The organism is Colwellia sp. C1TZA3, from assembly GCF_007954265.1.
GTDB lineage: Bacteria > Pseudomonadota > Gammaproteobacteria > Enterobacterales > Alteromonadaceae > Cognaticolwellia.
Map to the genome: position 1 here is coordinate 79147 of NZ_VOLS01000005.1, position 15206 is coordinate 94352.

The window sequence follows — 15206 nt, forward strand, 5'->3', positions numbered from 1 at the left end:
GTTCCTTTAACTTAAGTTTCAAGTTAAAAGATTAAGCACTAAGGCTTTTGCGGCCTTTTGCACGACGACGTGCAATGACAGCACGGCCGTTTTTCGTAGCCATACGAGCGCGGAAGCCATGGTTGCGCTTACGTTTTAATACACTAGGTTGAAATGTTCTTTTCATTACGCTAATCCGTCTGTTGTTGTTGCCCTGGCAAAACAGCCTTCATGAGCACACTGGGTCTAAAAATGAAGCGAAATTCTATATAGAGAACGAAACTTTGTCAATGATTATTCACTAGCTATTTTTAAATGATCGTCTGCGGATCGTCTGGATCAGAAATATATCCACAGTTTTATCACAATAGTACCTTTTTACTGGCAGTAACTCGGTAATTTTTAGTCATAATTAAATCGTATATTGAAAGTTTTTTAGCACTATTTTATTATTAAGAGTAAGCAAGAGGCCTAATTTAATTGAGTTTAATAAAAATAACTGAAAATAAAAGCCATTTATTGAAAAGTCAATATTGATGTTGTGGATAACTATAGAGATAATAGGCGGATTATAAAAATTAATTTTTTTACTCTCCAGTGTTTTTAGCGTTTATTTTTAGCGGTTATTAAACACAGGGAGCATAGTACTTATCAGGAGTCGTTGTTGGATCATACACTTTGGCAAAAATGTTTGTCTGTTCTTCAAGAAGAATTACCCGCACAACAGTTTAGTATGTGGATACGTCCGCTACAATGCGTGATCACAGATAATATTATGACGTTATATGCGCCAAATAGATTTGTTTTGGACTGGGTTAGAGACAAATATGTCAATCGCATTAATGAACTTGTGGGGATGCAAGACACGGCAAACCCACCACTATTGCGTTTTGATGTTGGTAGTATCCCAGCACAAAAGACTAATGTTCAAAATAGTATTAACCAATTGCAACCCAATATTAGAACACCAAATCGAGACACTCCACCGCCAGAAAGTAATTTACCAAAAACAACCAACATCAGAGTTAAATATACTTTTGATAATTTTGTTGAAGGTAAATCAAACCAATTAGCCCGTGCGGCGGCATCACAAGTGGCCGATAATCCAGGGGCGGCTTACAATCCTTTATTTATTTATGGTGGCACTGGCTTAGGTAAAACACACTTATTGCATGCGGTTGGTAATGGTATTTTACTTAACAAACCTAATGCAAAAATTGCTTACATGCATTCAGAGCGGTTTGTGCAAGATATGGTGCGAGCGTTACAAAATAACGCTATGGAAAAATTTAAACAATATTATCGTTCAGTTGATGCCTTGCTCATTGACGATATTCAATTTTTTGCCGGTAAAGATAGGACCCAAGAAGAATTTTTTCATACTTTTAATGCCTTACTTGAAGGTAATCAACAAATAATTTTGACCAGTGATCGTTATCCCAAAGAAGTAGATGTTGAAGATCGTTTAAAATCACGTTTTGGTTGGGGTTTAACCATCGCCATTGAACCACCAGAACTAGAAACTCGTGTAGCAATATTAAAACGCAAAGCACAAGAAAGTCATATAAATTTAGCCGACGAAGTTGCGTTCTTTATTGCTAAACGCTTACGCTCTAATGTTCGTGAATTAGAAGGTGCCTTGAATAGGGTAATAGCAAACGCTAATTTTACTGGTCGAGCTATCACGATTGATTTTGTCAGAGAAGCCCTACGTGATTTATTAGCTTTACAAGACAAGTTGGTTACCATTGATAATATCCAGCGCACAGTGGCAGAATATTATAAAATTAAGGTTGCAGATTTACTGTCTAAACGAAGAAATCGTTCAGTAGCTAGACCTCGTCAAATTGCAATGGCACTATCTAAAGAGTTAACAAATCATAGTTTACCTGAAATTGGTGATGCCTTCGGTGGTCGTGACCACACAACCGTATTACACGCTTGTCGTAAGGTAAAATCTTTACGTGAAGAATCTCACGATATTAAAGAAGATTATTCAAATTTAATAAGAACATTGTCATCATAATAATAAGTAAGTTAAAAGTGAGTCAGAAATGAAATTTTCATTGAGTAGAGAATTGCTGCTGAAACCTTTGCTATTGGTTTCTGGTGCTGTAGAGCGAAAAAGTACATTGCCTATTTTAGGTAATATACTTTTTGATGTAAGTAGGCAGTCACTTACCTTGACAGCTACTGATTTAGAGCTGGAAATGGTGGCTTATGCAACAGTAGATAATCATGCAGAAGATGGCAAGGTTACCATTCCTGCGCGTAAGTTACTTGATATTTGTAAAAGCCTGCCCGATGATTCTATGCTGACCTTTGAATTTGATAACGATGTTATAAAAATTAGTACCGGCCGTAGTAAGTATTCACTTTCAACGTTACCGGCCAGTGATTTTCCTAATATTGAACAATGGCAAGGTGACGTAGAATTTAGTTTGTTAAAGTCTGAATTATTACGCTTAATTGAAAGTACTCATTTTTCTATGGCGAACCAAGACGTTCGTTATTATCTCAACGGCATGTCGATTGAAACAGAAGGTCACGAAATACGTTCTGTTGCTACCGACGGACATCGTTTAGCTATTTGTAAAATTTCTAATCAAGCGCTTGAACTGCCTGCTCGACAGGTGATTGTACCGCGCAAAGGTATTTTAGAGATTATTCGTTTGTTAGATCCAGTTGACGAAGGCGTGCAGGTCTTTTTAGGTTCTAATCACATTAGAATCATTGATAGCGAATTTTCATTTACCAGTAAACTGGTTGACGGTCGCTTTCCTGACTATCGCCGTGTATTGCCACGTAACGGTGATAAAATTCTTAACGCCAATAAAGATGTACTTAGGCAAGTATTGTCGCGTGCTTCTATTTTATCTAACGAGAAGTTCAAAGGTGTTCGACTTAACTTTGGTCGCACAGAGTTAAAGATAACGGCCAACAACCCTGAGCAAGAACAAGCTGAAGAAGTGATTGAAATTGACTTTCCTTATGAGGAAGTTGAAATTGGTTTTAATGTTAGCTATGTTTTAGATGTACTCAACGCTATTAAAGAAACTGAGGTTAAATTTACACTAGCTGATGCCAACAGTAGTGTGGTTATTGAAGGTGGAGAATCCGGAGAAGCCTTGTATGTTGTTATGCCCATGCGTTTGTAACCACGACCTATTATAATGAGTATTGGTAAATTAATTATTCAAGATTTACGAAATATAGAAAGTATATCGGTAGAATTACATTCAGATCTAAATTTTATTATCGGTGATAATGGTAGTGGCAAAAGTAGTGTATTAGAGGCTATTTTCTATTTAGGTCACGGTAAGTCATTTCGTAGTTCAAAAGTAGAAAACCTACTTCAGCATACTAAGAGTAGTTTTACTGTTAGCGCTAAAACAAATAAAGATTGCCAGATGGGCGTACGAAAAATTTTTAATGGTCAAAGTACAGCACATACTGAAATACGTATAAATGGTGAAAAAGAAACAAAGTTTTCTGTGTTGGCAAAAAATATAGCTGTGCAAGTCATCACACCAGAAAGTTTTAAAATATTTTTTGGTGGCCCAAAGCAAAGAAGAAGATTTATTGATTTAGGATTGTTTCACGTGAAACATTCATTTTCAGATCACTGGAGAGAATTTTCACGAATCCTTAAACAGCGTAACGCTTGTTTACGTAGTAAAACTTCGGGCAGCACTTTGAGCTATTGGACTGATGTCTTTATTGATAGCTCGCAAATAATAGCTAATTTACGCGCCAGTTATGTTGAAGCGCTGACTAATGAGTTAAGTTATTGGCTGAAAATAATGTTACCTTCAGTATCAGATGATATCGTTATTCAATATTTACAAGGTTGGAATAGTAAGAAAAGTTTGTACGATGTTTTACAACAATATAAAGAAAAAGAATTAGCTTACGGTTACAGCCTATTTGGTGCCCAAAAATTTGATGTCCGATTTTTATTAAGAGGTGCATCAGTAGATAACCAATTGTCACGTGGACAACAAAAGTTGTTTTTACTGGCGTTAACTTTTGCTCAAGCAAAACTAATAGAAAGAGTTAATCTAGTAAAACCAATTTTATTAATTGATGATGTAGGTGCAGAATTAGATATTCACTCTAGAGCGTTATTAAATAATGCAATAGCAGGTATTGAATGTCAGGTAATTGTTACCGCAATAGATAAAGCAGCAGTGGAACAACTCGTTCCACAGAAAGAAAACTATAAAATGTTTCACGTGAAACATGGCAAACTATCAGTAATGAGTGAGTAGGCTACAAGCTATGACAATAGAAAATGAATATGACTCGGCTAGTATTAAAGTACTAAAAGGCTTAGATGCAGTTCGCAAAAGACCAGGGATGTATATAGGTGATACTGATGATGGCACAGGCCTACATCATATGGTATTTGAGGTGTTGGATAACTCAATTGATGAAGCTCTTGCAGGTCACTGTACTGATATTATTGTTAAAATTCACTTAGACGGTTCGGTATCTGTAAAGGATGACGGTCGTGGAATTCCAACAGAAATTCATCCAGAAGAGGGTATTTCTGCCGCTGAAGTTATCATGACAGTATTGCATGCTGGTGGTAAGTTCGGTGGTGAAGACTCAGGCTATAAAGTCTCGGGTGGTTTACACGGTGTTGGTATTTCAGTGGTAAATGCTCTTAGTAGTAAATTAAAACTAAACATTCGTCGAGCGGGTAAATTATTTGAACAATTTTATCACCATGGCGTGCCTCAAGAGCCTTTAAAAGAAGTTGGTGAGAGTGATAAAACAGGGACAGAAGTCAGGTTTTGGCCAAGTGGAGAGACCTTCACTGATGTGCTATTTCACTATGACTTACTAGTGAAAAGAATTCGTGAATTATCATTCTTAAACTCAGGTATATCAATTAGACTTATTGATGAACGTGAAGAAGGTAAGTCAGATCACTTTCAATTTGATGGTGGTATTCAAGCCTTTGTTGATTATTTAAATACTAATAAAACCCCCGTTAATGAAGAGATTTTCTACTTCGATTTAGCACGAGAAGATGGCATCGTAGTTGAAGTGGCTATGCAGTGGAATGACGGCTTCCAAGAAAGCATTCATTGTTTCACTAATAATATTCCACAACGCGATGGTGGTACTCATTTAAGTGGTTTTCGCACCGCATTAACGCGTACGCTTAATAGCTACATGGTTAAAGAAGGTTTAAATAAAACTAAAAAGGGTGGCAGCACTGAAACTAGTGCCTCTGGTGATGATGCTCGTGAAGGACTAACCGCGGTAATTTCAGTTAAAGTCCCTGATCCTAAGTTCTCTTCTCAAACGAAAGACAAACTGGTATCTTCTGAAGTTAAAACCGCAGTAGAACAAGCTATGGGCGAAAAACTAGGTGAATACCTATTAGAGAAGCCTTCAGTTGCTCGCACTATTATCATGAAAATTGTTGATGCCGCTCGCGCTCGTGAAGCCGCTCGCAAAGCAAGAGAAATGACGCGCCGTAAAGGGGTATTAGATATTGCAGGTTTACCTGGCAAGTTAGCTGATTGCCAAGAAAAAGATCCGGCACTATCTGAACTCTATATTGTGGAAGGAGACTCTGCTGGCGGTTCAGCCAAGCAGGGACGAAATCGTAAAAATCAGGCTATATTGCCATTGAAAGGTAAAATTCTTAACGTAGAAAAAGCACGTTTTGATAAAATGATATCTTCTCAAGAAGTGGGCACATTAATCACAGCATTAGGTTGTGGTATTGGCCGTGATGAATATAACCCAGAAAAACTGCGCTATCACAGCATTATCATCATGACCGATGCCGATGTCGATGGTTCTCACATACGAACATTATTACTGACATTTTTCTATCGTCAGATGCCTGAAATAATGGAACGTGGCTATATCTATATTGCTCAACCGCCACTTTATAAAGTGAAAAAAGGTAAGCAAGAACGTTATATAAAAGATGAAAATGGCTTAGTTGAGTATTTAACAACACTGGCACTAGAGAATGCAGAAATTCATGTTAATGAATCTGCACCGGCTTTATCAGGCTTATCTTTAGAAAATTTAGTCAAACAGTTCCGTAAAACTCATGAAACTATTAAGCGTGTATCACGTTTAATCCCTGCGGATATTCTAGAAAAGATGATCTACGGTGAAGTTATTACCACGGAAGATTTTAAGAATAAAGTAAACGTTGAATCTTGGACTGCTAATCTACTTAAGCAGTTATCTGATCAAGACGGTAATGGTTCTATCTATACCGTTGAAATTAAGCACGACCAAGAACGCAATATTTACTATCCAAGTTTTAATGTGCGTAAACATGGTATCGATACAGTTTATGACTGTGACTATGAATTTTTTGACTCAAAAGAGTTTGCTTCAATTCAGAGTTTAAATAGAGCAGTTAATGGCTTAATGGAAGAAGGTGCTTACGTTAAACGTGGCGAAAAAATTAAGCAAGTTGCTGAGTTTGACGAAGCATTAAATTGGCTAATGGCTGAATCAAAACGTGGCCAATATATTCAGCGTTATAAAGGTCTAGGTGAAATGAACCCTAATCAATTATGGGAAACTACCATGGATCCAGATTCACGCAGAATGCTACAAGTAACGATTGAAGATGCTATTGCTGCTGATCAATTGTTTACTACCCTGATGGGTGATCATGTAGAACCGCGTAGACACTTTATTGAAGAAAACGCGCTTAAAGTAGCTAACCTAGATGTCTAGCCTTTAAACTTTTAGAGATAAGAATGCCCGATCATCAAATCGGGCATTTTTGTTTCTAACCAGGTATTTTAAAGTAATTAAATGCCAAACATCTAGTTATACCCTTAATTGATTGTCTGTTGGTTTTTAATGATTGAAATGAAAAACCCGATCAGTTAATTAATTAAATTGCTATAAGGACACTAGGCTAATAAAGCGACAAACGGTATAATTAGTTTTATTTAACCCCATACAATTATAGATTCGGAATGTTATGAGTACGTTTAATATAAAGACCTTTCAAGGACTAATATTGCAGATGCAAGATTATTGGTCACGCCAAGGCTGTGTAATAGTCCAGCCATTAGATTTAGAAGTAGGGGCAGGCACATTTCACCCGATGACATTTTTACGTTCTATTGGTCCTGAGCCAATGAGTAGTGCTTATGTGCAACCGTGCCGACGTCCAACTGATGGTCGTTACGGTGAAAATCCCAATCGCCTACAACACTATTATCAATTTCAAGTCATGCTAAAGCCTTCTCCAGATAATATTCAAGAGCTTTATCTTGATTCATTAAAAGAAATGGGTATTGATCCGCTTGTGCATGATATTCGCTTTGTAGAAGATAATTGGGAATCACCAACCTTGGGCGCGTGGGGTTTAGGTTGGGAAATTTGGTTAAACGGCATGGAAGTTTCACAGTTTACTTATTTTCAACAAGTTGGCGGTTTAGAATGTGCACCTGTTACCGGTGAAATAACCTATGGTTTAGAACGCTTAGCGATGTATATTCAAAACGTAGATAGCATTTATGATCTGGTTTGGACTGATGGCCCAATGGGTAAAATACTTTATGGTGATGTCTTTCATCAAAACGAAGTTGAACAATCAACTTATAATTTTGAATATGCCGACGTTGATGCTTTATTTAAAACTTTTGATCAGTGCGAAAAAGATAGTGAAAAACTTATCGAAGCAGGTTTAGCTCTACCGGCTTACGAGCAAGTGATGAAAGCTTCTCATGCTTTTAACTTACTTGATGCTCGACATGCCATATCGGTAACAGAACGCCAACGTTACATATTAAGAGTAAGAGCTTTATCAAAAGCCGTTGCACAAGCCTATTACGCGAAACGTGAAGAACTTGGCTTTCCACTTTGTAAAAAAAATTCAGCTAAGGGACAGTCATAATGACAACAGAAACACTACTGATTGAACTCGGTACTGAAGAGTTACCACCAAAATCGTTGAGAACTTTAGCGACAACGTTTTTTGAACAAATTAAATTACAACTAGATGATGCAAAACTTAGCTACTCAGATATTTACTGGTATGCAACGCCAAGACGTTTAGCGGTAAAAGTTGATAACTTAATCGCCAATCAAGCCGACAAAGCCATTGAAAAACGTGGTCCTGCCGTTGGCGTAGCATTTGACACTGAAGGCAAGCCAAGTAAAGCTGCCGAAGGTTGGGCGCGCTCAAATGGCATCACTGTTGCCCAAGCAGAGCGTTTGATAACAGATAAAGGTGAATGGTTACTTTATAAAACTATCGAACAAGGTAAGCATGTTGAACAACTCATACCTGACATGGTTAATATCGCTATTGCAAAGTTACCGGTACCAAAACCCATGCGTTGGGGGTCGGGTAGAACACAGTTTATTCGACCTGTGCATACGCTAACATTAATGTACGGTGCAAGTGTTATTGCCGGTGAGTCGTTAAATATTAGCTCGAACAACGTAGTGACCGGTCATCGATTTCATCATCACGGCTTAGTTGCGTTAGCACATGCTAATGATTATGAAAGCGCGTTAAAAGCCGCGCATGTTGTTGTTGACTACCAAGCACGTAAAGAAACTATCCAGCAGCAAATTAATGCTGCGGCAATAGAAATTGGCGGTTTCGTTTTACCAGATGATGACTTGCTAGAAGAAGTTACCTCACTAGTTGAATGGCCAGTGGTGTTAACCGGTAGCTTTGATAAAGAATTTTTGAATGTACCTGCTGAACCATTAATTTATTCGATGAAAGATCATCAAAAATATTTTCCCGTCACCGATAGCGAAGGTAAGTTGTTGAATAAATTTATCTTTGTGTCAAATATTGATAGTAAAGATCCGAGTCAGGTTATTAAAGGTAATGAAAAAGTTATTCGCCCACGTTTGGCTGATGCCGAGTTTTTCTTTAAAACTGATAAAAAGCAATCACTTGACTCAAGGTTGCAAAGTTTAGAGTCGATATTGTTTCAAAAGCAGTTAGGTACAGTGAAAGCTAAGTCTGAACGCATTGCTAGTTTAAGTGAATTTGTTGCTAATAAAATTGGCGATGATACGGCTATGGCGTACCGTGCTGGTTTATTAAGTAAAACCGATTTAATGACAGATATGGTGCTTGAATTTCCACAAGTTCAAGGCACTATGGGTAAATACTATGCTCAGCATGATGGCGAGCCAGCCGCAGTGGCACAAGCTTTAGAAGATCAATATCGCCCGCGTTTTGCTGGTGACGCATTACCTGAGCAGACTATAGGTTGTGCGGTTGCTATTGCCGACAAAGTAGATACCTTAGTGGGCATCTTTGGCATTAACCAAGCACCTAAAGGTGATAAAGACCCGTTTGCTTTGCGCCGTGCGGCCATTGGTTTGATCAGAATCATCATTGAGAAAAACCTTGATTTAGATATTGCTGATTTATTGGTAAAAAGTGTTGCGCTATATCAAGACAAATTAATCAATCAAGACGTGACTCAACAGGTGCTTGAATTTGTTTTTGGTCGTTACCGTGCTTATTATCAAGATCAAAATATTAGTGTTGATGTCATACAAGCTGTTCTAGCCAACGCTCCATCTTCACCATTAGATTTTGATAAGCGCATTCATGCGGCAACGTATTTTAAAACCTTAGCAGCAGCGGTGACGTTAGCAGCAGCTAACAAGCGTGTGGGTAATATTTTAGTTAAATTTAAAGGTGAGCTTTTTAACGCTTTTAAACCTGATTTAGCGACAGAAGCGGCTGAAACAGAGTTGGCCTTAGCTTTTTCAGTGGTTAAGACTAAAATAGCACCAGCAATGGCGACAAAAAATTATCAAAGCGCATTAACCGAATTAGCGGCGTTAAAGCAGCCGATTGATAACTTTTTTGATCATGTCATGGTTATGGCTGATGATGAAGAAGTTAAAACTAATCGTCTGACCTTATTAAACGAAATTCGCAATAGTTTCCTCGCTATAGCTGACATCTCTTTATTGCAGTAATACTTGCGGTAGTGGCGAATTAAAAACCAAAAGGAATGCTAAGGCATTCCTTTTTTTATCACCATTAAAAGTCATCTAAACTAGCAAAGTGATATCGATCAGCAACTATAATAAATGTTTTAAGCCTTATTAAATGTAGACTTGAATACCACAATAACACTTAGCTTTTTCTACTTTTTAGTTTAGCAGAATACGGTTGTTGTTTGCTAAAGTAAGCGCTCACTTATTCTTATAGACTTTACTAATTTAAATTAACACTGCTAACGGTGCAAAATTTTGCAGTATTCGAAATTGTTATTCTGGCTTGATATACTTTTTTAGCATAGCTAATACCAGTTCCATTAAGTTTGTGATCTTGTTGTGTGCAGGAAAAATAATTCAAGGTAAGGCGCTCGATTGAGCAATAGCTGGCTATTGGGAGTGAGAGCAACACAGCCTTGAGCTATTTTAACTAGTACAAGTGAGCAATAACTTAATGGGATTGGTATAATACCAAGTTGATTAATTACCTGCTCATTTTTAATGGTTAAAATGAATAACTACAGCGTTATAAAATTTATAAGGTGAATAACTACTTATTAAATTTTATGCCTTGTATTTATCCCTTTTTCCTCATGAAAAAGTAGATCACTTAATTAATCAAATTGGTATAACTCACATAAATTAATCATCTAATAGTAATTTTTAAAGTGAGCTGAATTGAATTATTAATAAGGTAGATGGACTCGCCAAGCTTCTCAATTGTGATAATCTTTTAACAAAGTAATAATCACAATTAATATTAGGTCGTCGTTATGTTTATACATTTTGCTAAAGCGAAGAGTAGCGCGTTTACTCCATCGTTTAATGCTTTTTCTCGCAAAAATTTTGCGGTGTTATGTGCGTTTGTCGCCACTATACCTGTTTACGCCGCTACCGTGGTGCCGCCTAGTGAGCAATTGGTCTTACGTGAGATACAACAACAAGTCAGTGCAGAGAGACTAAAAACAGATATTACCAAGTTAGTTGGGTTTGGTACTCGGCATACCTTGTCAGAGACAAAATCAGATACCCAAGGCATTGGCGCTGCACGTCGTTGGATTAAATCAGAATTTGAGAAAATTTCGGCACAGTGTGGCGGCTGTTTAGAAGTTATTGTTCAAAAACAGACATTTTCAGGGGAAAAACGTATTCCTGAGCCAACAGAAGTCGTCAATGTTATCGCTATTCAGCGCGGTCAACTCGATCCAAATCGCTATATTGTGATGTCTGGTGATATAGACTCTCGAGTGTCAGACCCGCTTGACTACACCAGTGCATCTCCGGGAGCAAATGATAATGCTTCAGGTGTTGCTGGCGTTATTGAAACCGCTAGGGTGCTGTCACAACATAAATTTGCTGGTACTGTTGTTTATGCCGCATTATCAGGAGAAGAACAGGGCTTGTTTGGTGGAAAAATAATGGCGGGCATTGCCAAAAAAGCAGCTTGGCGTGTTGAAGCGGTCATTAATAACGACATGATTGGTAATATTTCAGGTATTAATGGCATTATTAACAACACAACAGCAAGAGTGTTTTCTGAAGGCGTTCGCTATGTTGAAACACCTGCAGAAGCTAAAAAACGCAGATTCACCGGTGGTGAAGTAGATTCGCCTTCACGAAATGTAGCTCGCTATATTGACCAAATTGCAGACCAATACATACCTAACTTAGACGTTATGATGATATATAGATTAGACAGATTTGGTAGAGGCGGGCATCATCGACCATTTAATGCCGTTGGTTATCCTGCTGTACGTATTATGGAAACTAATGAGCACTACGATCGTCAGCATCAAGACCTTCGAAGCGAAAATGGTCGAGCGTTTGGCGACGTTCTGGCGGGTGTAGATTTTGACTTTACTGCAAAATTAACCTCGTTAAACGCTGTCACTATGGCCGCGATGGCTTGGGCGCCACCACCGCCAGCAAATACTGAAATTTCAGGGGCAGTTAAAGCATCAACAACGTTAAAGTGGCAGCGTCCAGAAGGGACTATGGCAAATAATTTAGCGGGTTACCGTGTTCATTGGCGATTGACTACAGAGCCAACATGGACACATAGTCAATATGTAGGTGATGTCACTGAATTTGAGTTAAAAAATATTGTAATCGATAACTATTTTTTTGGTGTTAGCAGTGTTGCAAAAGATGGTTTTGAAAGCCCAGTGGTCTTTCCTGGTCCTGCAGGCTCTTTTGGAGGTTATAAATAATAGTTTACACACTATTATAAAAAGCTAATTTTATGGCTTAATAAGTAATCCATATGATTAGCTTGCTAAAAATAGTGCAAAAGATATTAACATGCTTCAATTATTACTTATTGATAAGTAATAATTGAAGCGAAAGTTACATTGTGTGAATAAGGCTTTATAACAAGCTTAAGCATACCGATAAAAATCAACACCCGTATTATCATCTATACTAAATTTTATGTCTTGTATTTCTTCATTTTTCCTCATGAAAAAGTAGACCACTTAATTAATCAAATCGGTATTAATAATTAATCCTCACTCGCTAACTTTTTTTGCAGTAATTAGCATTTACCCTCTTAAAAGTCTTTTTTACTCTGAGTTTAAATAGTGAATTTAACCGCAATCCCTAATACAAAAGGGCACAGTTAATGTGTTTAAAGTGCAAGGAATTGTTATAAAATTGAGTTGTTAAATTTTCACTTTTTTTATTTAAGCCACCGTTGGGCATTGGGAAGGTGATAGAAAAAAGCCTGGGTTTATTGTTGCGCTTTCAAATCAATTGCAAAGTAAGGTGGCCATTAAAATTAACAGTATCTGTTTAAAGCTTAGCTACTAGCTTAGCGACTCACCTTAGTATCATAAGCCTTTCTTAATAACGTATTGAAAAGGCATTACTTTGATTTGCTGACTAATTAGTTGATGCTCCATAAATCGACAAAAACTTGGAATATCTCTTGCAGTTGACGGATCGTCAGCGCTTACTAGAAGGGTTTCACCTACGGCCATTTTTCGTATTTTTAGCCGAAGCATCATTACTGGCTCGGGACAGCGAAGCCCAATGGCATCTAATTGGTGGTCTGGATCAGAAAAACAGCAGTCGGTCATGCTTTACCTTGCTAGGGAATATGGTTTGGTGCTAATTTTAAAGCCTATTCACCATGACGCAACAATAAACTTACGTTGATTGTTTTTGTTCAGTCGATTTTTAATCATCTCGAGCTAATTTTAAGGACAAATATTGACAATTAAGCTAATAATTGTCTCAAATAGGCTTGCTTTGTCACGTTAGAGGTGAATAATTGATCCATGCTTATTTTTTCAAGGTCCTCAAATGCCGCTAGGTAGTTTCCGATTTATCAAAACCATCATATTAAGTGCGCTATTAGCGAGTACGCCAACTTTCGCTAATGATGAAAGCCAACAGCGAAAAACTTTCTTGCAAGCTGAAAAGCAAGTTTGGAACTACAGTTCTGCTACTTATCAAAACCTATATAACCAACTACATTATTATCCGCTGCAACCTTATTTGGATCAGAAGCGCCTAATGACCAAAATGAAGTTGTCGTCAGCGCCAGAGATAGGAGACTTTTTAACAAAGTATAAAGGCACACCACTGGATTGGCCCTTAAGAAAAAAATGGTTAACTTATTTGGCTAAACGTAAGCAGCCGGTGCTTTTTCAACATTTTTTCGAAGCCACCAGTGATGTTGAACTAACGTGTCAGTATTATCGCTTTCAATTGCAATCTGGCGTGTCGCCAACGAAAATATTACCCAAAGTAAATTCGCTGTGGATAGTGGGTAAATCGCAACCAAAAGTTTGCGATCCCTTGTTTAAACAGTGGCAGCAAGCAGGGTATCAAACAAACGAGGTCATATGGCAACGTATTGTATTATCAGCCGATGGCGGTAAACATACCTTAATACCGTATTTGACGCTGTTATTACCAGAAAATGAGCAATATTTAGCTCAGCTTTGGCATAAAGTACGTCGCAATCCGTCCTATACCGAACGCTTATCAAAATTTAAAAACAAAACCCCAAGAGAGGCGGAGATAGTCGCTTATGGTTTAAAACGTCTAATATGGCGCGATCCAGAACAAGCACTTAATACTTATAAGTTAGCAAAGTCGCTGTTACCGTTTTCTTTGCAGCAACAGCAACAAATTACTTTCAAGTTTGCCCTAGCGTTAGCCAGCAAAAATCACCTTGATGCGGCCGCATGGTTAGCGAAAGTGGATGAAAATTTATTCACCAGTAACCTAACCCAGTGGTATATAACCGACGCTCTGCGCGATCAAAATTGGCAGAACATCAAAACTAAGCTCCTAAAGTTACCTAAGACAGTGCAAAAAAGTCTGCAGTGGCAGTACTGGTATGGCAGAAGTTTATTAGCTACCAATGAGTTAGTGGCTGGAAACTTACGCTTAAATGAGCTTGCGCTAAGTCGACATTATTATGGTTTTTTAGCTGCGAGTTATTTAAAGAAACCAGCTAATTTTCAAGATATACCGCTTGTTGTTAGTGTAGATGAAAGAGCCTGGGTGACTAAAAGTCCTGAAGCAAAAAGAGCTTTTGAGCTATTTGCTATTGGTCGGTTTTATCATGCCCGCAAAGAATGGAATTATTGGTTGTCAAAACTCAATAAGCGCGAAAAGTTAGTTGCCTCTAAAGTTGCCAATGAAATGGTATGACAGGGCAATATTTACCTTAGCTAAAGTGGGTTATCTTAACGATGTAGATTTACGTTTTCCACTGGGCTTTGAAAGTGAAATTACACACTATGCCGGCCAGCAAAAAATTAATCCAGCTTGGGCGTTTGCTATAACGCGTCGTGAAAGCTCGTTTATGTCAGATGCTAATTCTCCGGCAGGCGCTAAAGGTTTAATGCAAATTATGCCAGGTACAGCAAAACAGCTAGCGCGTAAAAAAGTCTCTAATCGGTATTTATTCAAAGCCAAAAATAATATTAAATTAGGCACAAAATACTTACGTGATTTACTCGACCGTCATGATGGTAACCAAGTACTGGCTACTGCGGCTTATAATGCTGGGCCTTATCGAGTAAAAAGTTGGTTGAAAAACGCTGAGTCATTACCTGCTGATGTTTGGATTGAAACCATTCCGTTCAAAGAAACCCGAGAATATGTTAAAAGTGTTTTAGCTTATCAGCAAATATATCAACACAAAGTAGGGCAAGCGGCCTCTTTATTTGACCACATTATTGCGATGAGCATAAACGAATAGCATCCACTTGCATTATAATAGT

The 15206-nt window shown here is 37.8% G+C and carries 11 protein-coding genes; 9 read left to right on the forward strand and 2 right to left on the reverse strand.

Annotation, left to right across the window (positions count from 1 at the left end):
* Positions 1 to 31: 31 nt before the first annotated feature.
* On the reverse strand, positions 32 to 166 hold the full coding sequence (gene rpmH, locus ESZ39_RS02765; RefSeq protein WP_146878266.1) for a 50S ribosomal protein L34: 135 nt from the start codon (positions 164 to 166) through the stop codon (positions 32 to 34).
* A gap of 546 nt (positions 167 to 712) precedes the next feature.
* Between rpmH and dnaA the strand changes: the two genes are divergently transcribed.
* From dnaA to ESZ39_RS02800, 7 genes are all read left to right on the forward strand, one after another.
* Positions 713 to 2005 (forward strand): chromosomal replication initiator protein DnaA, encoded by a 1293-nt coding sequence (gene dnaA, locus ESZ39_RS02770; protein ID WP_411266851.1) that lies wholly within the window; start codon positions 713 to 715, stop codon positions 2003 to 2005.
* Between the two features lie 28 nt (positions 2006 to 2033).
* The gene (gene dnaN, locus ESZ39_RS02775; RefSeq protein ID WP_146878268.1) at positions 2034 to 3137 is read left to right on the forward strand and encodes a DNA polymerase III subunit beta; all 1104 of its coding nucleotides are present in this window, start codon (positions 2034 to 2036) and stop codon (positions 3135 to 3137) included.
* A gap of 15 nt (positions 3138 to 3152) precedes the next feature.
* Positions 3153 to 4250 carry a DNA replication/repair protein RecF gene (gene recF, locus ESZ39_RS02780; protein ID WP_146878269.1) on the forward strand — a complete coding sequence of 366 codons (1098 nt, stop codon included), beginning with the start codon at positions 3153 to 3155 and terminating at the stop codon, positions 4248 to 4250.
* A gap of 10 nt (positions 4251 to 4260) precedes the next feature.
* Positions 4261 to 6705, forward strand: coding sequence for a DNA topoisomerase (ATP-hydrolyzing) subunit B (gene gyrB / locus ESZ39_RS02785; RefSeq protein WP_146878270.1), 2445 nt, complete (start codon positions 4261 to 4263; stop codon positions 6703 to 6705).
* A gap of 253 nt (positions 6706 to 6958) precedes the next feature.
* Positions 6959 to 7879: a glycine--tRNA ligase subunit alpha gene (gene glyQ / locus ESZ39_RS02790; RefSeq protein ID WP_146878271.1), complete on the forward strand. Its 921-nt coding sequence runs from the start codon at positions 6959 to 6961 to the stop codon at positions 7877 to 7879.
* Positions 7879 to 9945 carry a glycine--tRNA ligase subunit beta gene (gene glyS / locus ESZ39_RS02795; RefSeq protein WP_146878272.1) on the forward strand — a complete coding sequence of 689 codons (2067 nt, stop codon included), beginning with the start codon at positions 7879 to 7881 and terminating at the stop codon, positions 9943 to 9945. Before glyQ ends, glyS begins: the two co-directional genes overlap by 1 nt.
* Positions 9946 to 10739: 794 nt before the next feature.
* Entirely contained in the window at positions 10740 to 12176 is a 1437-nt protein-coding gene (locus ESZ39_RS02800; RefSeq protein WP_146878273.1) for a M28 family peptidase, read from the forward strand.
* A 618-nt stretch (positions 12177 to 12794) separates the two neighbouring features.
* Here ESZ39_RS02800 and tusA read toward each other — a convergent pair.
* On the reverse strand, positions 12795 to 13043 hold the full coding sequence (gene tusA / locus ESZ39_RS02805) for a sulfurtransferase TusA (protein ID WP_146878274.1): 249 nt from the start codon (positions 13041 to 13043) through the stop codon (positions 12795 to 12797).
* Positions 13044 to 13269: 226 nt separating this feature from the next.
* Between tusA and ESZ39_RS02810 the strand changes: the two genes are divergently transcribed.
* Positions 13270 to 14631, forward strand: coding sequence for a hypothetical protein (locus ESZ39_RS02810; protein ID WP_146878275.1), 1362 nt, complete (start codon positions 13270 to 13272; stop codon positions 14629 to 14631).
* Positions 14618 to 15184 (forward strand): lytic transglycosylase domain-containing protein, encoded by a 567-nt coding sequence (locus tag ESZ39_RS02815; protein ID WP_146878276.1) that lies wholly within the window; start codon positions 14618 to 14620, stop codon positions 15182 to 15184. Before ESZ39_RS02810 ends, ESZ39_RS02815 begins: the two co-directional genes overlap by 14 nt.
* Positions 15185 to 15206: the final 22 nt, after the last annotated feature.